This window comes from Asaia sp. As-1742 (assembly GCF_011753235.1).
Classification (GTDB): Bacteria; Pseudomonadota; Alphaproteobacteria; order Acetobacterales; family Acetobacteraceae; genus Asaia; species Asaia bogorensis_B.
The window spans coordinates 93,087-117,531 of the sequence record NZ_VWWA01000002.1 but is presented as its reverse complement, the minus strand read 5'-3'; the positions used below and the strand labels follow the sequence as shown (position 1 = coordinate 117,531).

The window sequence follows — 24,445 nt, the reverse complement described above, 5'->3', positions numbered from 1 at the left end:
GAGATCAATGCTCGCGATGTACCGAACCATGATCGGAGGCGCCACCCGAAACAGGTGAAGGCTTTCCGCCGACGGCTGCCTGGCGACGATCCGCCAGAATGGAGTCGATCACCCAGGCGACAACACCACAATCTATGGCCGAATCGGCAACGTTGAAAACATACCAGCTCCAGCCATAGGCATGGACATGAATGAAATCGACCACAGCGCCAAAGCGCATACGGTCGATGACATTCCCGACCGCGCCGCCGGCGATGGCAGACGAGGCAATGGCCACGACCATGCGCGATGTACGTAATGTCTGCCATAGCAGGGCCAAGACGGCGACAAGAGCCACTGTGCAAAACAGTAACGGCCCGTAACGGCCGACGCCGCCGAGCATGCCAAACGTCACGGCGTGGTTCCACACCATCGTGAAGTTCAGCCCCGGCGCAATGACCACGCTCCCTTTTGCGGGAAGGTCAAAGACGTTCAGGATCCACCATTTGCTGCCCTGATCGGCGCAAAGCACGATGATGAACGCTGCCAGACCGGCCAGCAAGGTTGCCGGCCGACCGAAGGAGAGCGTGACTTTGGCTGATTTCACGCTGTCACCACATCGCTACAGCGCAGGCAGAGACCCGGATGGGCCGTCTGGCTCCCGACTTCAGGCAGGACACGCCAGCAACGCAGGCACTTGCTGCCCTCTGCCTCGCCCACACCCGGCCCCGGATGAGCGCTGACAACGCCCTCGTGCTCGGTGGTGGCGCTGTCATCGATATAGAGCGACGGCACATTGGTCAGGAGCTGGATATCGGCCTGCGAGACAATGGCGAGTTCGGCCCAGTCCACGTCGCCGAATACGGCTTGTTCCTGTTCGGTCAGAGGCAGGCTGAGACGGGCTTCGAGAGACGAGCCGATCACGCCACCCCGACGCGCGCCCTCAAGCTCGGTCGTGATGACGCGGCGCAGAGCACGGATACGGTTCCAGCGCTCGCCCAGCACCGTGTCATGCCAAGCGGGATCGGGCTCGAGGAATGCCTGCAGATGCACCGAACTCTCTTCGCCAAAGCGCGATGTCCAGGCTTCTTCAGCCGTGAATACCAGAACCGGCGCAAGCCAGGTGGCAAGGGCACGATGCAGGATATCGAGCACGGTGCGGGCAGCACGACGACGTAGTGAAGATGGCGCGTCGCAATAGAGCGCATCCTTGCGCACGTCGAAATAGAAGGCCGAAAGATCGGTCGTGCAGAATCCGTGCAGCATCGGATACACGCCCACCCATTGATGGGTCTGGACCGCCTGCTTGAGAAGACCGCCCAGATCGCTCAGGCGATGCAGGATATAGCGCTCCAGTTCGGGAAGCTGCTCGAAAGGTACCGCCTCTTCAGGGGTAAACCCGTCGAGTGCGCCCAGCAGCCAGCGCAGCGTGTTGCGCAAGCGACGATAAAGTTCACCCTGCTGCTTGAGGATCTCGTTACCGATACGCAGGTCTTCGTTGCTGTCGGAATTGACAACCCAGAGGCGAAGGATATCCGCGCCGAGCTTGTCGGTCACTTCCTTGGGCGCAATCACATTGCCCAGCGACTTCGACATCTTGCGGCCCTGCTCATCGAGCACGAAGCCGTTGGTGACGATGGCCTTCATGGGGGCCACACCACGTGTGCCGACGCTCTCGAGCAGCGAGGACTGGAACCAGCCGCGATGCTGATCGGAGCCCTCAAGGTAGAGATCGGCCGGGAAGTTCAGGCCGTCCTGACCCAGCACGAAGCTATGGGTCGAGCCGCTTTCGAACCAGACATCGACGATGTCGAACACCTGTTCGTATTGCGCGGGGTCACGTCCCTCACCCAGGAAGGTGGCGGGGTCAGCACTGTACCAGATATCGGCACCGTGCTCGGCCATGGCATCCACGATACGCTGCATGACCGCCGGATCGCGCAGCACCTCGCCCGTGCTCTTTTCCACGAAAACGGCAATCGGCACGCCCCAGGCACGCTGACGACTGATGCACCAGTCAGGGCGCTGTTCGATCATGGAGGTGAGGCGGTTGCGAGCGGCCTCCGGCACGAAGGTGACATCTGCCAGCGCATCCAGCGCCTTGCGACGCAGGGCCTGATCGCCATCCATGCGGATGAACCACTGCGGGGTGGCGCGGAAGATGATAGGCTTACGCGAGCGCCATGAATGCGGATAGGAGTGCACGATGCTCGACCGGGCCACGAGGCCCGCAGCGGCATCGCCATTGGCAGCCCAGCGTTGCGCCGCCTCGGTCAGGGCATTGCAGACCGGGTCAGCCGCCTTGAACACGTGGATACCGGCAAAATGGGGAACCCACGGCGCATAGGTGCCGTCATCCTGCACCAGTTCGGGCACTTCAATGCCGTACTGGCGTGTCAGCAGGAAGTCGTCCTGACCATGAGCCGGGGCCATGTGCACAAGGCCCGTACCGGCATCGGTCGTTACGAACTCGCCGGGCAGCATTGGCACGTCGAATTCATAGCCACAGCCACGCAGCGGGTGGGCACAGATCGTGCCCTCGAGCGCCTCACCGGGCAGAGTGTAGAGAATGTGATGGTCCTGGATACCGGCCTGCTTGCAGAAATCGCCTACGCGCTCTTCCGCGACCAGAAAACGTGAGCCGGGAGCAACGAGGCTGTCCTCTTCCATGATGTCGGCACGCAGTACGACATAGGCAATTTCAGGCCCATAGGCGATGGCGCGATTGGCCGGAATCGTCCAAGGCGTGGTGGTCCAGATAACCGCAGAAGCCCCCTGAAGAGCCTGACCGGGCGTCGGATCTGCCTCGATGGGGAAGGCTACATGGATCGTGGTGGAGGTGATGTCGTGATATTCGATCTCGGCTTCGGCAAGCGCGGTCTTCTCGACCGGACTCCACATGACCGGGCGCAGGCCGCGATACAGTCCGCCATTCAGCAGGAACTTGCCGATCTCGCCCACGATGGCAGATTCGGATGAAAAATCCATGGTGGCGTAGCGGTTCTTCCACTCGCCCTGCACGCCCAGACGCTTGAATTCCTCGGCCTGGATGTCGAGCCAGCGACGCGCATACTCGCGACATTCGGCGCGGAACTGCAGAACAGGCACATCGTCCTTGTTCTTGCCTGCCTTGCGGTATTCTTCCTCGACACGCCATTCGATCGGCAGACCATGACAATCCCAGCCAGGCACGTAGCGCACGCGGGCGCCATTCATGCGCTGGGCACGGTTGATCACGTCCTTGTTGATCTTGTTCAGGGCGTGACCGATATGCAGGTGACCGTTTGCATAGGGCGGGCCATCATGCAGGGTGAAAACCGGCTTGCCTTTGCCTGCCTCGATAATGCTCTCATCCAGCCCCATCGACTCCCAGCGCGCCAGAATTTCCGGCTCACGCGTCGGCAGATTGCCACGCATCGGGAAGCTGGTACGGGGCAGAAAGACCGTGTCGCGATAACGGTCCTGAGGATCTTGGCTTTTGGAATCAGGCATTTTCGATCAATCGACGGAGTCAGGGAACCGGGAGTTATGCGAATAGGGAGGCGCACGGGTCAAGTGCCGAGGTGCAATGCGGCGATGATCGGGGCTGGATAACGGTCAGCCAAGGAATGGATCTGTCGACGATATACGCTGCCTTCACTGTCAGGAGGCATGTCATCAATCTGTATTTGATGTTACCATTACTGAAAATACGGGAAAATCCGATGAAGAACCTTATCCTGCTCGCTCTTTCAATCGTGTCATGCCTGGCATGTACAGAATCTCGTGCTGGAGAGTTCAAATTCGATACTGAAATCACGATCGGGCAGATCGACAGGGTGGTTGCCGTTCTCAACAAAAAAGCGCCCGCTTATGAAAATGAGATGGAAACGATCACGGCGGCCAGTCGCGATGGGCGGATCCTCGTTGAGGAAATCGAACTGACCCGGGAGGCTGACAACTGTATTCAGGCGTTCTCCAAAGACAAGCTCAAACAGCTTCTCTATGACGCGACAGCCAATCGTTACTGCAACACCAATCTGAAGTTTCTGATGGACGGCAACGTGTCGCTAAGGCTGATTTTTTTCCTGCATGGCAAGGAATTTTATCGCGTTCTCCAGACCCCGTTTTCATGCACAATCGTCAACTGACCAGGCGCACCCCGATCACAACGCCAGCCTGCGCTCTATCGGCCTTACGAGCGGCGAATTCTCGTCGTCGGAAGGCCGGGCCCGGAGCAGACAGCATCGAGTGTCGTGTCGATCTGCTCACCAAGTGAAGCCAAGTCCTGCCGCAGGAAATCGCGCAGGCGCACCAAGCGTGAAACGCTTTCACGGCGGCGGTTCTCTTTTTGGGCAATATGCTGTTCCATTGCCTGCATCTGATACATTTGCATCGCACCGAACATGACAGCCTCCCACGCCTCATTAACCGTGGGTAATCTATAACATCATGTCATGTGAGATAAAACATCAAAAACTTCACAAAACAGGCAAGTCCTCCTTAGACTCTGCCTTGTCGGGGTCATCATTCAATGATCCCCGCCTGATGCGGCATGGAGCGATTGCAAACGGGTCGACAGCGATCCCACGTGGATTTCGAGCTTGTGACCATCAGGATCGAGAAAATAGAGCGAATCGCCTTCGCTTCTGTTCTGCTTCCACAGCGTCACCCTGCCGAAGAGCCTCTCACACATTGGGGCAAATCCTGCGGGGTCGACAGTGAAAGCCAGATGGGAGTCATCACGCCGGGAAATGGCTTGAGAGTCAGGCAGCAACTCAAGACAAAGCCAAAGGGAGCCAGCCTCGAGATACGCTCCCTTCTCCCATCTCTCACGAAGGGCGCAGCCAAGAAGATCGCGGTAAAACGGGATCGACCGATCAAGATCGCGAACACAGAGCGTCACGTGATTGATGCCCCTGATCAGACTTCTGTCAGACAAACCCAGGGGCTCGCGTGTTCAATCAAGGAAGGGCGGAAAGCACGAGACGTGCGCTTGCAGCATCCTCGGCAATCTGTGCCTTCAGTTCGTCAAGGCCGTTGAACCGACGCTCATCACGCAGAAGCTTGTGCAGGCTGACCTCAAGCGTCTGACCGTAGAGATCCTCATTCAGGTCAAAAAGATGCGCTTCAAGCCGACTTTCCTGCCCGTCATTGATTGTCGGACGGCGTCCGATATTCGCGACACCCGGACTGACCCTTCCGTCAGGGTGGCGCACTGTCACGGCATAAACACCACGTGCGGGTTCAATATGCCGTCCAAGGGGAATATTGGCCGTAGGAAAACCAAGAAGGCGCCCGCGTTTGTCCCCATGGGTGACCTCGCCCCGGATGAACCATGACCGACCAAGCTCCTCAGCAGCGCGCTCGGGGTAGCCTTCCTGAAGCAGACGCCGGATTCGTGAGGACGAAAAAGGACCGCCGATATCAGTCAGGGGCGGCACCACAGTCAGCCCGATACCGAGCGTTTCGAGCTTGCGCGCAAGGTAGTCGATATTGCCCGCTCTGCGATGGCCGAAAGCGAAGTCAGGCCCGCACGCCACATGTTGCACGCCCAGCGCGTTGTGAAGCACATCCTCGACGAACTGGTCCGGGCTCAGATGACTGAAATCGGCATCGAACGGTAGCTGGAAGATGGAGCGTACGCCCTGCTCATGCAGAAAGAGGGCTCTTGTCTCGGGCAGCATGAGACGCAGGGGTGGGTCCTGAGGACGAAAATACTCGCGTGGATGCGGCTCGAAGGTGACTGCCCCAAGCGCCAGATCGGGCCGCGCACCATGGAGGGATCTGAGAAGATGGACATGCCCGAGATGCACACCATCGAAATTACCGAGAGCTACGGCGGCACCACGGGCTTTTGCGGGTATCGCCGTCCAGTTCTCGTACAGGGTCATGAACCCGGCAGCTCGAACTGTCGGCTGACACCTGCCAGGTCGATAGCCTGACGAACACCTGCATGAGGCTGGGTGCCATCCTCGGCACGAACAAGCTGGCACACCGTGAGCCCGGCCTCAAGAGCGGCGTCGAGCTCAGCCCCTATATCGGAAAGGAACAGGATCTCTTCGGGGGCAACACCTGCACGGGCAGCAATCTCGCGATAGCTTTCGGCAATCTTCTTGCCGCCGATATCGAGGTCGTAAAATGCTTCGAACAGATCTGTCAGATCACCCGCATCGGAATAGCCATAAAGCAGGCGCTGCGCGCTGGCGGAGCCCGAAGAGTACACCGCAAGGCGCAACCCTGCCTTGTGCCACGCCTTCAGGGCGGGGGGTACGTCTGGATAGAGACGGGCCTTGAGTTCCCCGCTTTCGAAACCTGTCTTCCAGGCAAGACCCTGAAGGGACTTCAGAGGGGCTACCTTCTCGTCGCGTACCGTCCAGTCATGGAGCTGCGCCACAGGATCGCATCCGGGATTGGCCGCCTCGATATCGGCCAGTGCGACCTTGACCAGCGGATCGCTGGCCTTTTCGCGCAGCAGATCGGGCATGACCTTGTCCGAATACGGAAACAGCACATCCTTGACGAAGGAAATCGGCAGGGTAGTTCCCTCGATATCGAGCAGAACCAGACGAATAGCGCTCATGCGGCAATATCCGGAATCGTGACGGGAAAACGACGGGCAATCTCGTCACCGGTGTAATCGGCAACCCAGCCTGTCGTGTCTGTGAAGACGCGCAGCGCGACGACGTCGGGGGACAGACCGGCATCGAACCAGTGAGGCGTTCCCGCCGGAACGGAAATCAGATCACCCTGAACACAGAGCACAGAATAGACCTTGTCGCCCACATGGAGCACGAAGGCCCCCTGCCCATGCACGAAGAAACGAACCTCATCTTCGCTATGGGTATGCTCAGACAGGTATTTCTCGCGCATGGCGGCAAGCTGGGGTGTATGGCGATCAAACCGCACCACGTCGGCACTGCCTGCGCCAGTCTCACCCATCAGTCCGTCGAGATAGGGGCGATACGCCTCCAGAATTTCCTCAGGGGGCGCGTCCTTCGCCGGCGTCACGGGGGACTGCCAGCGCTCGAAACGCACATTGAGGGGGCGCAGCGTCTCTGCGATTTCACGTCCATCCTGCGTATCGAGCAGAATGGTCTCAGGCGCGTCATCACGATAGATCGTCAGTCGGCTCATGCTTTCCGCCTTTCGAGTTCGCAGGCCAGCAGGAATTCCAGCCCTTCGAGACGGGCCAGCGCCATCGCCATGTCCCGCCCCCAGACATAAACACCATGCCCCCGGATGATATAGCCCGCAGGCATTTTCCCGAGCGAGGGCGCGACCACGCCTGCCAGCCTTGCGATATCCTGATCGTTATCAAAGACAGGCACGTCAATGGACGTCGCGTGGGTCGATTGACCCTCAAAAACCTTCAGCAGTTCATACCCTGCCAAAGTGAGGGACGCCCCCGGCATCGCCATGGAAAGCACGGTTGCTGCAACAGAATGACCATGCAGCACCGCCCCGACCGAAGGATCGAAGGCGTAAAGCTGTGTGTGCAGCAATGTCTCGGCACTGGCTTTTTGCGTCGCATCAAGCGGGTGCCCCTGTGGGTCGATCTCGATCACATCCTGCTCGGTCAGGAAGCCCTTGTGACCTCCGGAGCGTGTAATCGCGATGCGCCCGTCAGACAGGCGTCGGCTCAGATTGCCCGCCGTGGCAGGAACCCAGCCGCGCTGGTCCATTCGCTGTCCGGCCCGGATCACATCCTGCACAGCACCCGACCAGAGCCGGTCAGAAACCTCGGTCATGGACAGCTCAGTGATTGGTGTTGTTCACACTGCCGCCGGAAACCGGAGGCGTGTACTGGGGCGCCTGGAAATTCCCATGAGGAACGCCCTGCGGCGCGCCCTGGGCATTGCCATGCGGCGGGGGGGCAATCTGCCCGTTGGGCTGGGCCGGATGAGTGTCCATGGATTCGTCTTCGGCCATGTTCTTCTTGAAGGATTTGATGCCCTTCGCAAAGTCGCCCATCAGCCCGCTGATCTTGCTGCCACCACCGAACAGGATGAGCACAACGGCAAGCACTATCAGCCAGTGCAGGGGACTCATGCTACCCATAATCTCTCTCCTTGTGTGACGGGACCATCCAGCCGTCTTTTTTCTCGCTTCTCACATGGCGTGATCACGCGCCACTTGCAAGCGCGCAATATCGTCCAGATCACGCGGTACGATAAAGCCGTAAGTAGGATAGGCACGCGCACCGAGATTCCTGATGGGGGCCCAGTAAACGCGCACGAGGGACCAGTCATTCCCGGGAGAGACATCAATGACCGGCACGGATCGATCGATCCGGCCCGGCTCCCAGTTGGCATGTTCCACGAGGATCTTGCGCGACGAGACCGTACTGCGCACGACAGAAACATGACCTGACGGCAGGCGCCCGGTCGAACGGAACACAAGGATCTCGCCCTGCGCCGGCGTCTGCGTCCGCCGGTATTTGCCTGAGGCACCGCGCCACCATGATGATGCGGCCCCATAAAGCGCCACGCCCGTCTTGGCTCGTGCGTAAGGTGCGCACTGGAGTGGGCCATTGAAACTGGCGCGACTATATTCTCGCGGGCCACCCCCACAGGCCGCGAGCCCCAGACACAGGCCCAGCCCCAACCCACGCCCCAGAAACGGGCCCAATTTTCGCGCGGTCTTTCTTTTCAACACAGTGTCTCTCATGACGATTTGAGCGCCATGACGCGATCCTCCGCTTCTGTCAGATCCAGAGCCAGCGCCTGTTCGGCCACGTCTCGGCCAAATCCAGCACGGGCAAAAATCGCCAGAGCCCGCTGATGAGACTCTCCTGCGTCACTGCGGGCCATCTCACCCTCATCCCGGGCGAAGGGGCCAAGCCGACGCTTGCGGGCCAGAACAAGGGCTGCCGCCAGCTCACGCTCCTTCGCCTCATCGTCGTGCCGATGGCCGAGAGCCTCTTCCATCGCCTCGCCCAACGTCTCGGCCCCGATCCCTTTCTGGGTAAGGCTGGCCGCCACGGCACGGCGGGACCGCCCGGACCGGGTCAGGCTGAGCGAGCGGGAACGCGCGAAGGCAGCATCATCCAGTGCGCCGATACGACGCATATCGCTGACGATTGCGGCAATAACGGCACGGCTTTTCTCGCGCTCTGAGTCGATCTGGTCTGCCTCGCCCCCCTGGGTGGCGAATTTGCGCGCCCAGCGCATCACCGCGCGGTCAAGCACCTGCGCAAGCCCCTGTTCGGTCGCGGCAAAGCGCGCCAGATGACGCAGGGCCGCCTCACGCAGGGTGTCCGCTGTCGGCGGGGGAGTCTGATCCGGAATCGCTGACATGGGAGGAGTGTGCCATAATTTCATGGCAGCAACATGGTAAAAACCCGCCGGAGATTCCTCATGCCTCATTCTCTGCTCGATCGTGTTCTGGCGACCCTGCCCTCTGCCTATCCGGGACCCGGCGGGGCAGCAGCGGTGATCCAGAAGGGCGAGATCATTGCGCGACATAGCTGGGGCTTTGCCAACGCCGAAACCCGTACGCCTTTCACGCCGCAGACACTGTTTCGCATGTGCTCGATCACGAAGCAGTTCACCTGTGCCCTGCTCGACGCCGTAACGGACAAGGCCCGGCTGGATGCCGTCATCGCCTCTCGCCTACCCTTGCTGCAGGAGCCACAACCGGACATTTTTCACCTCGCTCACAACCAGTCAGGTCTGCGTGATTACTGGGCGGTGGCCATGCTGCATGGCGCCCCTACGGAATCGGTTTTTGATCTGGCAGAGGCACGACGGGTGATTGCCGGCACCAGATCCCTGCATTTCAGGCCCGGCACCAGCTACTCCTACGTCAACCAGAACTTCCATCTTATTTCCGAAGCGCTTGAGGCCTGCACAGGGCAGAGCTTTGCCGAATTACTGCGCACACGGATTTTCGAACGCTATGGTATGAAAAGTGCCTTTCTGGCGGCAAACACGCAATCCATGCCGGACGGAACGCAAGGCTATGAGGGCAGTGAAGCCACCGGCTATCGTCAGGCAGTCAACAACATCTTCTGGACGGGCGATGCCGGGCTGGGGGCCAGTCTGGATGATATGATCGCCTGGGAATGTGCGATCGACGCCCAGCGCGATGATCCCCAAGGGTTCTATAACCGGCTCAGCGCGCCCGTGACCTTCAGCGATGGCACCCCTGCCCGCTACGGCTTCGGGTTGCAGCGCGGACGCCTTTTTGGCCATGCCATGACCGGACACGGCGGCGCCCTGCGCGGCTGGCGTAGCCACAGGCTGAACATGGCACAGGAACGGCTGTCGGTTGTGGTCATGTTCAACCACATGTCAGAGGCACATTCGGCGGCGGCAGAACTGGCGGGGGCTGCGCTCGGCATGCCCTCCTCCCCACCTGCCAGGACGCACGGCAACCCGGCCATAATCGGGCATTATCTCGACGCGCAGACCGGTCTTTCGGCCACAATCACGTCTTCAGATCAGGTTGGCGCATCAGGCAGCGCTCTGGCACTTCGTTATGCCTATCCGCCCGAGCGCCTGGATAACTGGACCCAGAACGGTGCTGGTCGCGATGGCACCATCCTGACATTTCAGGATGACAGGTATCCCGAGCGCGGACTGATCATGAACCGGCCACAGGAAAACACTCAGCGTGTCCTGTCGCGTCTGGCCATGTCACAATCGCATCAGGATCTGGCAGGGAGGTATCTGTGTGAGGAACTCGACAGCATCCTGACCCTGTCCGATGCAGGCGGCGCGCTCTATGGCGCCTTCTCGGGCATGCTGGGGCAAGGGCGCATGGAGAGGCTTCTGCCGCTTGGGGATGATGTCTGGCTTATCCCGTGTCTGCGTGCGCTCGATCATTCGCCGCCGGGGTACTGGACGCTCTCTTTCCAGCGGGATGCGGCTCAGGCCCTGCGCGGCATACGTGTCGGATGCTGGCTGGCGCGCGACCTGTTTTATCACGCCATGACAGACTGAATTTGACGAACCGGGGGGATTAACCCCATCATGGTAAGGCAGCAGCCCGTGCCCTGCCCTGATTGCTCAGGTGCGGGGCTCTTGTTGTTGCATCTTTCCAATCCATTTCAACCGGGCTCTCATATCGCCATGATTTCCGCTCTGATGCCAACATTCAAACGAGTCGACCTTGCTTTCGAGCATGGTCAGGGCGCTTGCTTGTATACGGCTGACGGGCGACGATTTCTCGATTTCGGGGCGGGTATTGCCGTCTCGTCGCTCGGGCATGGTCATGAGGGGCTGGTCAAGGCGATCGCCGAACAGGCCGCACGCGTCATGCACGTGTCCAACCTGTATCGCATCCCGCAGGCCGAGAAACTGGCCGACAGGCTGGTGGCTCACTCCTTTGCCGACAGCGTCTTCTTCTGCAATTCCGGCGCAGAAGCCAATGAAGGCATGGTCAAGATGATCCGTAAGACCCAGGCAGGTCGCGGTCATCCCGAGCGTACGCGCATCATCTGCTGCAACGGAGCCTTTCACGGGCGCACGCTTGCCATGATCGCCGCCACGGGTAACCCGGCCTATCTCGAAGGCTTCGGTGCCCCTGTCGAGGGCTTCGATCACGTCCCCTTCAACAACATGAATGCGCTTCGTGCCGCCATCACACCCGAGACAGCCGGCATCATGATCGAGCCCATCCAGGGCGAGACAGGCATCAAGCAGGCTGATCCGCAGTTCATGACCGGGCTGCGCCAGGTTTGCGACGAATTTGGCCTCATCCTTGCGCTGGACGAGGTTCAGACCGGCATGGGCCGAACCGGCAAACTCTTTGCCCATGAGTGGTATGGCGTCACACCCGATGTCATCTCCGTTGCCAAGGGCATTGCAGGCGGTTTCCCCATGGGGGCCATTCTTGCCAGCGAGGAAGTTGCCGCGTCGATGGGTGCAGGTTCGCATGGCACGACTTTTGGCGGCAATCCGCTGGCCTGTGCTGCTGGCAACGCCGTGCTAGATGTCATTCTTGCCGATGGCTTCCTCGATGAGGTCGCGCAAAAGGGCACCATGCTCGGCAGTGAGCTGGCGGCTCTGGTGCATAATCATCCGCGCGTATTCGAGCTTGCTCGTGGCCGCGGTCTGATGTGGGGTCTGAAATGCAGGATGCCTGTTGCCCAGGTTCAGGCTCAGGTCATGGCTGAAGGCCTCCTCACCGTGACAGCAGGTGAGAATGTGCTGCGGCTCCTGCCGCCTCTGGTTGTGACTCAGGAAGACTGTCGCGAAGCCTGCGCCATTCTCTCACAAGCGGCCCGGGCACTGGAAGCGCAGGAAGACGCGACATCAGACAACAAGACGAACAGCCGGACGGAGAGCCAGGCATGACCATTCAGACGAACGCCCGCGCTCATACACCGATCCGCCACTTCCTTGACCTGCGCGACCTCGACAGCGCCACGCTGCGCGACATCATCGATGTCGGTCGTGCGGTCAAGGCGATGCAGAATAACCGCCGCGCTCCGATGCATCCCGCGCACCCGCTAGCCGGACGTACGCTTGGGCTGATGCTGTCCAAGCCGTCCACACGCACGCGCCTCTCTTTCGAGGTGGGCATGCGTCAGTTAGGCGGCGATGTCTCTGTGCTATCGCCGTCAGACATGCAAATCGGCAGAGGCGAAAGCCTCGCCGATACGGCGCGTGTTCTCTCCCGCTTTCTGGACGTTCTCGTTGTCCGCACCGGTGAGACGGATATGCTGGGCGAACTGGTCCGCTGGAGCTCCATTCCTGTCGTCAACGGGCTTACACCGGACTCGCATCCCGTGCAGATCCTGGCGGATATCATGACCTATGAAGAGCATCGCGGTCCTGTCGCGGGCTCGCACTGGGCATGGATCGGTGATGGCAACAACGTGGCTGCATCCCTGATCGAAGGCGCCGTCCGCTTCGGGTTCTCTCTCACCCTTGCAACACCTGAATCCATGAAGCCCCGTCAGGACGTTCTGGACTGGGCGCGCGCTGAAGGGGGGAAAATCCGCCTTGTTCATGACCCCATCGAGGCCGTCAGGGAGGCAGGCTGCATCGTAACCGATACATGGACCAGCATGTCCGATGAGGAATCAACGGTGCGTCTGAACACCCTGCGCCCTTTCCAGGTCAATACGGCCCTGATGCAGAAAGCGCCCGAAGGGGCCCTGTTCATGCACTGTCTGCCTGCCCATATCGGTGAGGAAGTGACCGAAGACGTGTTTGAAAGCCCGGCCTCCGTTGTGTTTGACGAGGCCGAAAACCGCCTCCATGCCCAGAAAGGTCTTCTGCTCTGGGTTCTTGGGGGCGAGAACTGGCGCGACTTCGGAAGCCCGGCCTGACCCGGTCGGGTGATGGTTTCACCCTGAGTATGAAGTAATTGTTGAAGCACAGATGATCGAGACACCTGCCTTTCTTGATACGCAACGCCCGGATGAAGTGCCTGATCTGGTGATCTCGCATGGCATCACGCCATTTCACCTGGCGAAGCGACCGGTGCGTGGGCGACTGGTACGGCTTGGCAAGCTGGCTGACATCATGCTGACGCGTCACGATATTCCAGATGACGGCCGCATCCTTGCCGGTGAAGCGCTCTCGCTTGTTGCCGGCCTGAGTGCCGGTCTGAAGTTCAAGGGATCATTCTCGCTACAGATCAAGGGTGATGGTCCGGTCTCCATGCTGGTGACCGATTGCACCGACGCCGGTGAATTGCGGTTTTATCTGCGGTCGCCCGACACGCTCGAAACCGGGTCGGCCCGCTCGCTTCTCGGCGAGGGATATTTCGCGTTCACGATCGACCAGGGGGCTCACACCGAGCGCCATCAGGGCATTGTAGCGCTCGAGGGCGAAACCCTTGCCGATATGGCCATGCATTATTTCGCCACCAGCGAGCAGCATCAGTGCTGGATGCGCCTTTATTGCGAAAAGACCCCGGATGGCTGGCAGGCCGGGGCTCTGCTTCTGGAAAAGATTGCCGAAGAGGGCGGGATTTCATCAGGGGCCGACAGCGATGAGGACGCCTGGGAGACAGCTTGCGTTCTGGGCAATACCCTGACCTCCGCCGAGCTTTTCGACCCCAAGCTGAGTGCCACCACCCTTATCGAACGCCTGTTCGGTTCACAGGATGTTATCGTAGATCGTCCGCGAGCGGTCAGTCTCGGCTGCCGGTGCAATCGTGCGCGTCTGGCAGGTGTGCTCTCTACTTTCCCGGAAGATGATCTCGACCATATGGCCGACGACGGTCAGATCACCATGAACTGCGAATTCTGCAATGTCGGGTTCCGCTTTGATCGAGCCGAGATAGCGCGATGAGCGGTGCCGAAACCTTTCTGGCATCCGCACGCATTGAGGGTGAGGAAATCGGCTCGCTTTATGATCAGTGGCTCCCGCAAGACGTTGTTCGGCTTGCCGACGACGTAACGTGCGTGACGTTCAAAGATGCCCTGAGTGAGCGTCAGGCCGTGTGGTATTTCGATGCGAACCGTGACTACTGCGGATCGCACATAGAAGTGGTACAGCGACTGCAACCGGACGATGTTCTCGCGACTGTATCGCCATGGTTCGATAGTCTGTCGCGCACGTCCTTGGCCGCAATGCCGTCTCCTGCCAGGGACTCTCTCGCCCTACCGCTCTTTCTCTCAACCCAGCTTGCAGCAGCCTGGTCTGTGCGCATGATGGCCGATCTCCAGCAGATACAAACCGCTTTGGTTGAGCAAGAGCGCGAAATCACACGCGTCGAAGGCACTGCACTCTCAGCACGTGACCTCAGACGACTGTTGGCAACGCGCATCGGCCGGGAGACTCTTGTCGTATTATCGCCTTTCTCGGGGCTACCTTTACGATCCCAGATTTCGTTCGTTGTCGATCATCGATTGATTCACCGTTTTTACGATGAAGGACTCGATTGTGCTTTTTACCTTGCATGGTGGGAAAAGCAGATTGATGCTCCTCCTTCTTTTTATTGCCCGAAAGCCAATATCATCGTCAGCGACGAGAATATGGCGGGTATGCTTCCATCACTCGTTCTCGGCTGGTACCTGAGTACGCCAGACCATGTCAGCATGATTATGGGAGCGCAGGCGTTTGAGGCGCGTGATTACGGTTTGGGCAAGGCGTCGGCTTTGATGGCAGAATCCCATACACCCGATGCCACATTACCCTCGGCCCCGGACGCGGCGTCAGCAGATCTTATTTCCGAATCTTGGGCATTCTTGCACCAGCATAAGTCGAATGGAAGCATCGTGCCTGACCCGAAAAAAGATCCAAGGCCAGCAGGTGGGTTATTCAATCGGCTGCGTTCTATCGTCAAAAAGAAATAACAACCGTCCTATCCTCAGGAGCAGATCATGTCGCGCCGCCAGTCACGCATTCAGTCTTTCCTTCGTTATGGTTCAGTCTGTCTCTTGCTGAGCAGTGTTTCGCCTCTGCTTACAGCTTGCGGCGACAGCGAGCCCCAGAGTTTTGCGCCGCTTGATTATAGCTACCTGAGCAAGATGCACCTCAATGTGGCGCATATTGAAGTCGTGGATTCTGCGCCTCCCGGCAGCACGCCCGGTGACATCTCCGCCAAGGCACCCACGCCTCCCCAGCAGGCACTTGAGCAGATGGCGCGTGACCGCCTCATTGCGAGCGGTTCGGAAGGCACTGGCACATTCACGATCACCAAGGCCAGCATCCTTCACGCACCCGGGGGAACATTGCTTGGTGAGCTTGAAGCCCATGTCGATCTTTCCGCCCCGTCCGGCGGTCGCGCTGGCTACGCCCTGGCCCATATCACCCGCAGCCTCAATCCTGGCGACAAGGATCCGGAATCCCGCGCGGTCCTGTATGATCTGACCACCCAGATGATGCAGGACATGAACGTGGAGCTCGAATTCCAGATCAAGAAATCACTGCATGACTGGCTGGTCGACGCCAGCGGTGCCCCCCTTCCGGGAGCTATCACGCAACAGGACATCGGGCCGGGCACCGCGCTGCCTGCTCCGGCTGCTTCCAGTTCGGTCACGAGCGCCAATGCGCCAGTTGCTGCGCCGGCCGCCGCCGTCACCAGCGCTACGCCGGCCGCACCTATCAAATCCGCTGCACCTCAGGAGCCAGACGCCATCTTCCCGCTGGGAGATGACGCTTCTTCAGCAAGTGCGCCTGCGGCAACACCTGCTGTCAAATCCCCCAAGCCCGGCACGCTCTCGCTGCCCTCCAAACATTCCTGAGCCAGCGCTATAAGGCCAACCGGTGTACGCCTGAGCCGTCTCACCGGTTGGTTCTTCAGAAAGCGACTTGCATTTCCCCCGGCAATCGCGAAGAAGGAAGTTGCGCCCAGGATATGGGAATCACGCAGTGTTGTTCTGTCAGGAGAACAGATTGAGCGCCCATTCATCCTCACGCCGACGCTTCGTCAGAAACGCTGCCGGCACGACGGCCTTCTTTCTGCTTGCCGGACAGGAATTTCAGGTACCAGCTTTCGCAGCCTCCGCCAGCGAAGATGAAGGCGAGCGCTTCTTCTCCCCTGCTGAACATCGCTTTCTCGATGCCGCCTGCGATTGCATCTACCCCAATGACGCCTTTGGCCCTGGTGCAACTGCACTGGGCGTGCCGACATTCATCGACAGGCAGATGCAAACCCCCTACGGCCGCGGCGAACTCTGGTACATGCAAGGCCCATTTCAGGATGGCCCCGCCAATCTTGGCTATCAGCTCCCCCTGGCACCTTGCGATCTCTATCGACAGGGTATCGAAGCGGCCAATCACTACGCCAATGCAGAGCGTGGTAAGGATTTTGCCGACCTGCCGCAGAATATCCAGATTGAGCTCCTGAGCGCGTTCGAAGGTGGCGCGGTCCATTTTCCCGCCTTCAATGCCCGTCTGTTTTTCGAGCAGCTGCGCCGCAATACGCTTGAAGGAGCTTTTGCCGACCCGATCCATGGTGGCAATCGTCATATGCAAGGCTGGATGTTGCTGGGCTTTCCCGGCTCGCGCGCCGATTTCATGGACTGGGTCAATCAGGAAGGGGCCGCCTACCCCTTCGGCCCCGTATCAATCGACGGCCAGAAGGCCTGACCCCGCTTATTACCGAGTATCAAACGCATGACTTCAAAACGGACTGACGTTGTCATCATTGGGGCTGGCTGGGCAGGCGCCATCCTCGCCAAGGAAATGCGCGAGGCCGGGCGAAGCGTCGTCATGCTTGAGCGCGGACCCGAACGTAAAACAGCCGATGAAGGAACATATCCCGGCTCCATCGACGAATTGCGCGGGGCCATTCGCCATCGCCTCTTCCAGAACCCGGCAAAAACCACCGTCACAATCCGCAACACCATCAACCAGACAGCCCTGCCCTACAGGCAACTGGCCGCATTCCTTCCAGGTGAAGGCGTCGGGGGTGCTGGTCTGCACTGGTCCGGTGTGCATTTTCGCGCTGCCCCGGATGACCTTCGCCTCAAAAGCCACGTCATCGAACGCTATGGCGCAAAATTCATCCCGGAAACGATGAACCTGCAGGATTACGGCGTCACTTACGAGGAACTGGAACCATTTTTCGACAAGGCAGAAAAGGTTTTCGGCACTTCAGGTGAAGCCTATAAAATCAACGGGCAGATTGTCGGAAAGGGGAACGTTTTCGCCCCGTCACGCAGCGACAACTTCCCACTGCCTGCGATGCAGGATGTCTACACCGCCAGCCTGTTCCGAAAGGCTAGTGCGGAGGCTGGCTATCATCCTTATGCCCTGCCAGCCGCAAATGCCTCGAAACAATACACGAATACTTACGGCCTTCAGATGGGGCCATGCAATTTCTGCGGTTACTGTAGCGGCTACGACTGCTACATGTATTCCAAGGCATCACCCAACATCAATATCCTGCCCGCGCTCCGCAACGATCCCGAATTCACCCTGATTACCGATGCTCATGTGTTGAGGGTCAATCTGGACAGCGATCGCCGCAAGGCGACCGGCGTGACCTATCTCGACCAATGTGAAAACCGCGAGAAAACCATCGAGGCGGAACTGGTCATTCTCGCAGCCTTCCAGTTCCACAATGTCCACCTCATGCTTCTTTCCGGTATCGGCAAACCCTATGACCCGGTCAGTAATACCGGCGTGGTAGGACGTAATTTCGTCTATCAGACCATCACGACGTCCCGGGCATGGCTATCTGAGAACCAGTACACCAACCAGTTTGTCGGGGCAGGCGGCGCAGGCGTCGCCATAGACGATTTCAACAGTGATAATTTCGATCACGGCCCGCTGGGCTTCATCGGTGGGTCACCCATCTGGGTCAACCAGGCCGGTGTCAAACCGATCGCTGCCGCCATGACAGGCGGCGGAAAATCCGCCCCGCGCTGGGGAGCCGGCTACAAGGCGGGGCTCGTCGACACCTACAGGCATTCGATGGCCATGGACGCACATGGCAGCAACATGGCCTATCGCGACGTCTATCTTGATCTGGATCCGACCTGGAAAGACAGTTACGGCCAGCCACTTCTGCGCATGACCTTCACGTGGAAGGAAAACGACATCCGCATGAACCAGTATGTCGTGGGCAAGATCGAACCGATCATGAAAGCCCTTGGGGCCAGACGCTACGAGCTGGGAAGGCTCGAGCATGGCGAGGCCTTCGACACACGGCGCTATCAGACCACCCATCTGGGCGGAGGGGCGGTCATGGGCACAAGCCCACAGGACAGCGCTCTGAACCGCTATCTGCAGAGCTGGGACGTCTCGAACGTTTTTGTCATCGGCTCCAACGCTTTTCCCCAAGGCATGGGTTACAACCCGACAGGCGCCGTCGCGGCCCTGGCTTACTGGGCGGCGTATCATATCCGCACCCAATACCTCTCACAGCCCGGCCCACTGGTCTCGCTATGATGAAGCGCCTGTCTCTCCTGCTCGCCACGGGCTTTACGGTTATTGGCGCGCTCGCGGTCACCCCGGTGGGTCACGCCCAGACTACCGATCACCGCGGCTTGATCGATCAGGGACGTTACGTGGCCGAGGCAGCTGATTGCTCCGCCTGCCACACCCACGACCCTTCAGCCCCCTATGCGGGAGGCAATCCTTTCGTCCTGCCAATCGGTACGCTCTATGCGCCAAACATCACACCCGACGTGCGGCATGGGATCGGCGCCTATACTGAAGCCGACTTCACCAGAGCCCTCCGTCAGGGCATCGGCAGAAACGGCAAACCCCTTTATCCGGCCATGCCGTTCCCGTCCTACGCGCGCATGACCGATGCCGATATCCATGCGCTGTGGATCTATTTTCGCGAGGGCGTCGCACCACTCGCCAAAGCCCCACCAGCAAACACCATACCCTGGCCTCTCTCGATGCGCTGGCCCATGACGCTATGGCGCTGGGCTTTCGCGCCCACGCCCAAAGCTGCCATGGCCAATGCCGACCGCTCCTTCGCGTCCGCTGAGATCGCGCGCGGGGCCTATCTGGTGGAGGGGCCCGGTCATTGCGGGGCATGCCACACACCCCGTGCCCTGACCATGCAGGAAAAATCGCTCTCCAGCGATCAGGGTGCCACGTATCTGGCAGGTGGCGGCGCCGTGGATGGCTGGACACCGGTCAATCTCCGGCAAGATGACAGAACTGGCCTGGGGCGATGGAGCGAGGATGACATTGTGGCCTTCCTTGCCACCGGTCGCAACCAGCATGGATCGGCATTCGGTGGCATGAGCGAGGCCATCGTGCATGGCACACAACATCTGAGCGATGCCGATCTTCACGCCATTGCACGCTATCTCAAGACCGAACTCCCAGCGCGTAAGAAAGAGGCGCCATGGCGGGCCGACGTGACCGTGGCCAATGCGCTGCATGAGGGGCATCTGCCAGATCATGGCGCACAGGTCTATGTCGATCGATGCGCCGCCTGTCATCGGACCGATGGACATGGCTACGCACCAGCCTTCCCGCCCCTGGCAGGTAATCCTACCCTTATGGACAAGGATCCCGGATCACTCATTCTGATCGTTCTCCGTGGCGCAAGCGTACCCGCTACCGCCAAGGCGCAATCATCACTGACCATGCCGGGATTTGGTCATGTCCTGACCGATCAGGATATTGCTGATGTCGTGACATTCATACGCCACAGCTGGGGCAACACGGGTAGCGCTGTCTCGGCAGACGATGTCCGCTCTTTCCGGGCGCACAACGCCGAATGGATCAAAAACACGGCGTCCAATCCACTGAACTGAAATTCCGGCACTGAAGATACGCGCTAAACATCTTCAGCGGCCTCAATAAAGAAACCGATAGATCAGGCACCCCTGGAAGCCCCGGCCGCCCGCTGTCACCTCTCCCGCCTGGCGGGCCATATAGGCGCCTCCCCCACCTGCCCCATATTTGGTGGCGGTCAACCCGAGCAACGCCCCAGCCTTGCCACCACCGCCCCAAGGGCCATCGGCACCGTTGCCGGCGAAAACCAGATTGCCGAACTGCCCGTCACTGCCCGCGCCCCCATACTGATTCCATAGAATGCCTCCTGCGGCACCCCCGCCGCTGCCGCCGCAGGAATTGCGTGCGGCAGAAAAATATCCAGCTTCTCCCCCATCGGCAGAGAGAAGGGGCTGGCCGCCATAGGTCACGTAGCTTGGCCCACCTTTCTGATCCGGACCGCCGCCTAGACCGATCGTGACCGACAATGTGCTGTCGCGCGCCGGATCAAGCGCATAGATCCCCCATGCATCGCCCCCGGCACCACCCCCCGCTCCCGAGAAAGCCCCGGCATCAGGAGAGATAACACTGCAAGACGCACCGCCACCGCCCGCGCCAATAAGCCGCAGCTCGACATGTTTGGCCCAGTCCGGAATGGTCAGAAGACCGCTTGTCGCACAAACGGCGTGAGGCTGACTCACCTGCTGGGCAAAATCCATCGTCGCAAACTGGGTCAGATGCGGCATGAACGCTGCCCCCGGCTGTGCCACAACCCCCGACAGGGTTTGTGCCCCAGCAGGAATTGTCACGTCATAGAGGGGCACAACAACCGCACCGGCGACGGCTGGCGGATCAGAAGCCATGACAAACGTGATGCGCCCCGTCCTGCGCGTAGGCAGAGCCTTCCCGCGGTTATCGGGGCCCGCCATGGTCTGGTCCGGCTGATCGGCATTGTAGAAAGGCAGAACATCCAGACTGTCATCCTGCTCGCTGCAGATCGCAAAGAGCGTTAACGTAGCACCAGTCAAAGAAACAGGAATATGCTGGACTTCGTCGTTATAAAACAGGCTCGGAACAATCGCGGGCGCCGCTGCGAGCCCAGCAGAAACACTTCCGATATGGGAGCCATCCAGCGCGTAGGGCGCGATGATCGTTCCCGGCTCGACAGAGACCGACAGATCCGATGACGAGACCACACAAGCAAGACCCGAAGCCATAACCGTCTGGCTACCCAGCAGGATTTCCGCAAGTCGTCCCACGCCTTCCTTCGCGTAGCGGCCAAGGCGCAGGAGGTCCGTATCGAAGGGCACGGAGCCTGAATAGATGATTGGACGATCCATTAAGCTTCCATCCTTACCCATGCGATCACGCCGCACGCCTTTACCGCCTTGATGGCGGCATACAGTTCAAATTGCTGAACCGGCAGTTTCGGAAAAACCTCAATGACAACCTGCCCGCCATGTCGCGCCCCATACCGGCTGCGCGCAGCGCCATAACCACCCAGATGACACCAGGCGCCACAATCGCGCACTGTCCCCGTTTCAATAATCCGAGGGGCGGCACCAGAGATTTGACGCACAGCGTCTGACACAGCTTGTCGCGTATTGCGCGGCGCTACCAGATCTGCAGCAATGCGCCGACGCAGATGGCTGTCTTTTTCCAGGGGCAGGCGTGCAGTTTTTCCGGATCCGAAATAATCGATGAGTGCCATATCCAGAAAGGCACCACTTGTCGTCCCAAGGCGTGTCTGGGCTCGCACAACCCCCATCAGCTGCCATATATAGGCCAGCACCGCGCCGAACCCGGTCAGAAGCGCCTGCAACACCGGCGCTTCTTCCAACTCATCGCCCCGATAGGCTGGAAACCATCCCTGCGGTAGCAAAAGGCGCATACGGCGAGCGAAATCGCGCGCCGTACCGGGTGCTATGCCCGTGTCATACAAAAGCTTCCGGTCGGTTGCCTGAAGCCCATCCAGATCCCGGTCTCGCAGAAGAGCCATCAGCCACCCACCTGCTCAACAGTGAAGAGCGGGACGCGATAATCCGTGCCGTTCACATTCAGATGCAAAAAACCACCCTCTGCCTTCGCAGGTATCGCGGCTCCCGGGCTGGCAACGGGCGATGACATCTGTATTTCTCCACCCGTAGCAGGATAAAGGCCGAGATTGGGCGATCCGCCATCACCCTTCTGCACATATAGTCCCGCAGCAGCGAGGCCACTGCCGGCCTGTATATTGAGCGTATTGGTGGGCGACGGATTGGGTGACACCGAGAAGAGCAGCTGCCCTGCCATATTGGTCACAAGCACACCATCATCCGAAAACTGCACACGCTGGCCGTTTGCGGTGCGCGTTACGGTCGAAAAGAGCATGGCCCCGGCATCCAGCCCCTGCACATGTTCCCGCGTCTCTGGTGTGCGCCACTCAATGCCCTGGTTGCACGCCATCGAGACCGCGTTTCCGTAGCCCCCGTCATTACCATTCGTTCCGGCAAGCGACGTATTGCTGAACAGAATACCGGTTTTCCAGGAATCCGGATTGTTGACGAAAACAATCCCGGCCTCACAATCAGCCGTGCCTTCGGTCTGCCCGCCACCGGCACCGATCTGTATGGCGTAGGTGCCGCCACCGCAATTCGGATGATAGGGTGTCGACACACCGTAAGCCGGTCCGCCCAGATTGACGGCCTCAAGCTCCATGACAAAGCTCGGCTGGTAATTGACGCCCGGCATGCGCCACGCCTCACCGTAATAAGCATAGGCTGTGGTCTGGGTCGGGCTCGTCGTATCATCAGCGATCCCCCAAGCTGCCATCCCGATCGAACTGGGAACATGACCCAGCTTGTCGCGTGACTTGAGTGCATCGGACGTACGTGATCCTGCAACAAAGGCACTGTTGCCAAACCGGGCGAGGCATGCGGCCTGGGCATTTTCCAGCGCCCAGGGCCCGATGGACGTCGTCGCCATCAACGCTGAAAGCCAGTCCTGTCGGTCTACGTCACGCGTATTGAGCGCCGGATAATCTGCGGCAGCGCCGATGAAGAACCGGTCGCCATAGCGACTGACCTTGGCACCCTCCTCAGCAAAGAATTCGCCGCTGGCCGGTGAGTCGGCTGGTGCGCCGGCAATCTGGCTTGCTGTGGCATTGAGCGTCTCGACACCATCTGATGTCGCAACGACAAGAACTTCCGCCCCTCCGATAGAGGGGATTGGAAAATAACTGTTGAATTTCGGCATTACCCCTCCTGAACGATCTGTACGGAGATCGTGCCTGGGAAAAGCGATTGACTGGCTTCCCCCACAATATCTTCCTGCGCGTTATTCAGACGTATCTGCGATATCGACAGCACTGCATCACCCGCCGCCGCATAGGCCACATAGCCAAGCCGACTATAGGCGTAGCCGCCCCCGATACGTGACGCCCGGATATCAGCGCTGATGGCCTCGAGCAGAGTACGCTGCACCGTATCGGCGTCAGCGCCGAGAGTTATGCTCACAACCATCGAAACCGACACAGAAAACATGACGGGTCGCTGGACGGCAAAGCCAACACCAAGGGCCTTGCAGGCATCAACCTGAGCATACACACGGCGCAGCACCTGGTCAGGCACTGCATCGCTTCCATCGTCGACAACAACAGTGAAATATCCCTGACGCGTCGTCCCATCCGGCGCCACCCCATCAAAAATCGCGTAGTCCAGATTATTCTGGGTTTCAGCGATGGCGCTTTCCACTGCGGCCCGTGAGGCGCTTGCCTTGGCGGCAAGCCAGAGCGGGAAACGCTGCCGAAGCTGGGCGTCGCTCTCCTGATCTGCCCCATTGGCAAAAGCGGCTTCATTGGTGACGATATCAATCCCGGCAACCGACGTGCCCATAAGCGATATGGCACCTGTAGCAACGTTACCCTGAACGCCCTCCAGAAGGGCCTCGACGGGCAAGGTAAGCGAGGCTACGCCAGTCGGGCGAACATACCCCTGCGTCGCACTCGACCAACGTTCGTGAGTCGTATCGGCGATAACCTGAAACGTCACAGCCGCCGCTGTCCTTACCGTGACGCCTGGCCGCACCACAGCCGAGATATCCTGAAAGGAAAAACAGGTCATGGTGACGGACCCCAGCGCCTTCACGCCAGGCAGTCGTGTCATGCCAAAATCCCCAACGAAGCTGTCGCAGTCAGCGCCGCTCGATGTCGCAAGCCGTGTCCGGCACAGCACCTGCATCAGCATGTATTGCAGCCAGAGCCCAAGTCCCGAAACGCTCTCGACAAGCGCACGCCCTGGCGTTCCTATATCGAGTGTCAGTTTTCCTGCGCAGTTCGCTTGCGCCGTAACAACCGCCGTCTGAACAAGGGATGAGAAAGAACGCAGAGAAAACGCCATGAGCTTCCTGATTCCGTG

General features: G+C 59.6%; 25 protein-coding genes. 10 read left to right on the top strand and 15 right to left on the bottom strand.

Annotated features, from left to right (window positions below; translation table 11 throughout):
- Positions 1-4: 4 nt before the first annotated feature.
- Both lspA and ileS read right to left on the bottom strand, forming a co-directional pair.
- On the bottom strand, positions 5-586 hold the full coding sequence (gene lspA / locus F3J08_RS03275; protein ID WP_166928430.1) for a signal peptidase II: 582 nt from the start codon (positions 584-586) through the stop codon (positions 5-7).
- A complete protein-coding gene (ileS, locus tag F3J08_RS03270; protein ID WP_166928429.1) occupies positions 583-3,471 on the bottom strand; it encodes an isoleucine--tRNA ligase in 2,889 nt (962 codons plus the stop codon). Before ileS ends, lspA begins: the two co-directional genes overlap by 4 nt.
- Positions 3,472-3,587: 116 nt before the next feature.
- On the opposite strand from ileS, the gene F3J08_RS03265 reads away from it, so the two are divergent.
- Entirely contained in the window at positions 3,588-4,109 is a 522-nt protein-coding gene (locus F3J08_RS03265; protein ID WP_166928428.1) for a hypothetical protein, read from the top strand.
- A gap of 44 nt (positions 4,110-4,153) precedes the next feature.
- On the opposite strand, the gene F3J08_RS03260 is transcribed toward F3J08_RS03265, so the two are convergent.
- The 9 genes from F3J08_RS03260 to F3J08_RS03220 all read right to left on the bottom strand — a co-directional run bounded on the left by F3J08_RS03260 (position 4,154) and on the right by F3J08_RS03220 (position 9,257).
- A complete protein-coding gene (locus F3J08_RS03260) occupies positions 4,154-4,366 on the bottom strand; it encodes a hypothetical protein (RefSeq protein ID WP_122040401.1) in 213 nt (70 codons plus the stop codon).
- Positions 4,367-4,489: 123 nt separating this feature from the next.
- A complete protein-coding gene (locus F3J08_RS03255) occupies positions 4,490-4,885 on the bottom strand; it encodes a fosfomycin resistance glutathione transferase (protein ID WP_166928657.1) in 396 nt (131 codons plus the stop codon).
- 37 nt (positions 4,886-4,922) lie between these two features.
- Positions 4,923-5,852, bottom strand: a complete 930-nt coding sequence (locus tag F3J08_RS03250; RefSeq protein WP_166928427.1) for a bifunctional riboflavin kinase/FAD synthetase — start codon at positions 5,850-5,852, stop codon at positions 4,923-4,925.
- A complete protein-coding gene (gene mtnC / locus F3J08_RS03245; RefSeq protein ID WP_166928426.1) occupies positions 5,849-6,541 on the bottom strand; it encodes an acireductone synthase in 693 nt (230 codons plus the stop codon). Before mtnC ends, F3J08_RS03250 begins: the two co-directional genes overlap by 4 nt.
- Positions 6,538-7,095 carry an acireductone dioxygenase gene (locus tag F3J08_RS03240; protein WP_166928425.1) on the bottom strand — a complete coding sequence of 186 codons (558 nt, stop codon included), beginning with the start codon at positions 7,093-7,095 and terminating at the stop codon, positions 6,538-6,540. Before F3J08_RS03240 ends, mtnC begins: the two co-directional genes overlap by 4 nt.
- Complete coding sequence (locus F3J08_RS03235) at positions 7,092-7,709, bottom strand: methylthioribulose 1-phosphate dehydratase (protein ID WP_122040405.1); 618 nt, start codon at positions 7,707-7,709, stop codon at positions 7,092-7,094. Before F3J08_RS03235 ends, F3J08_RS03240 begins: the two co-directional genes overlap by 4 nt.
- A gap of 7 nt (positions 7,710-7,716) precedes the next feature.
- Positions 7,717-8,019, bottom strand: a complete 303-nt coding sequence (locus tag F3J08_RS03230; RefSeq protein ID WP_023979341.1) for a twin-arginine translocase TatA/TatE family subunit — start codon at positions 8,017-8,019, stop codon at positions 7,717-7,719.
- Between the two features lie 51 nt (positions 8,020-8,070).
- On the bottom strand, positions 8,071-8,577 hold the full coding sequence (locus tag F3J08_RS03225) for a CHAP domain-containing protein (protein WP_240149139.1): 507 nt from the start codon (positions 8,575-8,577) through the stop codon (positions 8,071-8,073).
- Positions 8,578-8,624: 47 nt separating this feature from the next.
- The gene (locus tag F3J08_RS03220) at positions 8,625-9,257 is read right to left on the bottom strand and encodes a regulatory protein RecX (protein WP_166928423.1); all 633 of its coding nucleotides are present in this window, start codon (positions 9,255-9,257) and stop codon (positions 8,625-8,627) included.
- 60 nt (positions 9,258-9,317) lie between these two features.
- On the opposite strand from F3J08_RS03220, the gene F3J08_RS03215 reads away from it, so the two are divergent.
- The 9 genes from F3J08_RS03215 to F3J08_RS03175 all read left to right on the top strand — a co-directional run bounded on the left by F3J08_RS03215 (position 9,318) and on the right by F3J08_RS03175 (position 20,092).
- The gene (locus F3J08_RS03215; protein WP_166928422.1) at positions 9,318-10,904 is read left to right on the top strand and encodes a D-aminopeptidase; all 1,587 of its coding nucleotides are present in this window, start codon (positions 9,318-9,320) and stop codon (positions 10,902-10,904) included.
- A 129-nt stretch (positions 10,905-11,033) separates the two neighbouring features.
- On the top strand, positions 11,034-12,260 hold the full coding sequence (locus F3J08_RS03210; RefSeq protein ID WP_166928421.1) for an aspartate aminotransferase family protein: 1,227 nt from the start codon (positions 11,034-11,036) through the stop codon (positions 12,258-12,260).
- Positions 12,257-13,240, top strand: a complete 984-nt coding sequence (gene argF, locus F3J08_RS03205) for an ornithine carbamoyltransferase (RefSeq protein ID WP_166928420.1) — start codon at positions 12,257-12,259, stop codon at positions 13,238-13,240. The genes F3J08_RS03210 and argF overlap by 4 nt, the downstream gene beginning before the upstream one ends.
- Before the next feature lie 52 nt (positions 13,241-13,292).
- A complete protein-coding gene (locus tag F3J08_RS03200) occupies positions 13,293-14,210 on the top strand; it encodes an Hsp33 family molecular chaperone HslO (protein ID WP_166928419.1) in 918 nt (305 codons plus the stop codon).
- Positions 14,207-15,217, top strand: a complete 1,011-nt coding sequence (locus F3J08_RS03195) for a hypothetical protein (protein WP_166928418.1) — start codon at positions 14,207-14,209, stop codon at positions 15,215-15,217. Before F3J08_RS03200 ends, F3J08_RS03195 begins: the two co-directional genes overlap by 4 nt.
- A gap of 27 nt (positions 15,218-15,244) precedes the next feature.
- Complete coding sequence (locus tag F3J08_RS03190) at positions 15,245-16,108, top strand: hypothetical protein (RefSeq protein ID WP_240149106.1); 864 nt, start codon at positions 15,245-15,247, stop codon at positions 16,106-16,108.
- A gap of 151 nt (positions 16,109-16,259) precedes the next feature.
- Positions 16,260-16,955: a gluconate 2-dehydrogenase subunit 3 family protein gene (locus F3J08_RS03185; RefSeq protein WP_166928417.1), complete on the top strand. Its 696-nt coding sequence runs from the start codon at positions 16,260-16,262 to the stop codon at positions 16,953-16,955.
- 27 nt (positions 16,956-16,982) lie between these two features.
- Positions 16,983-18,761: a GMC family oxidoreductase gene (locus tag F3J08_RS03180; protein ID WP_166928416.1), complete on the top strand. Its 1,779-nt coding sequence runs from the start codon at positions 16,983-16,985 to the stop codon at positions 18,759-18,761.
- Positions 18,761-20,092 carry a cytochrome c gene (locus F3J08_RS03175; RefSeq protein ID WP_122040466.1) on the top strand — a complete coding sequence of 444 codons (1,332 nt, stop codon included), beginning with the start codon at positions 18,761-18,763 and terminating at the stop codon, positions 20,090-20,092. The genes F3J08_RS03180 and F3J08_RS03175 overlap by 1 nt, the downstream gene beginning before the upstream one ends.
- 42 nt (positions 20,093-20,134) lie before the next feature.
- Here the strand turns inward: F3J08_RS03175 and F3J08_RS03170 are convergent, their stop codons facing one another.
- Genes F3J08_RS03170 through F3J08_RS03155 form a run of 4 tightly spaced genes read right to left on the bottom strand, consistent with a single transcriptional unit; the run spans position 20,135 to position 24,427 of the window.
- Complete coding sequence (locus F3J08_RS03170; RefSeq protein WP_166928415.1) at positions 20,135-21,391, bottom strand: hypothetical protein; 1,257 nt, start codon at positions 21,389-21,391, stop codon at positions 20,135-20,137.
- Positions 21,391-22,050: a hypothetical protein gene (locus F3J08_RS03165; protein ID WP_166928414.1), complete on the bottom strand. Its 660-nt coding sequence runs from the start codon at positions 22,048-22,050 to the stop codon at positions 21,391-21,393. The genes F3J08_RS03170 and F3J08_RS03165 overlap by 1 nt, the downstream gene beginning before the upstream one ends.
- Positions 22,050-23,285, bottom strand: coding sequence for a hypothetical protein (locus F3J08_RS03160; RefSeq protein WP_166928413.1), 1,236 nt, complete (start codon positions 23,283-23,285; stop codon positions 22,050-22,052). The genes F3J08_RS03165 and F3J08_RS03160 overlap by 1 nt, the downstream gene beginning before the upstream one ends.
- Positions 23,285-24,427: a baseplate J/gp47 family protein gene (locus F3J08_RS03155; RefSeq protein ID WP_166928412.1), complete on the bottom strand. Its 1,143-nt coding sequence runs from the start codon at positions 24,425-24,427 to the stop codon at positions 23,285-23,287. Before F3J08_RS03155 ends, F3J08_RS03160 begins: the two co-directional genes overlap by 1 nt.
- Positions 24,428-24,445: the final 18 nt, after the last annotated feature.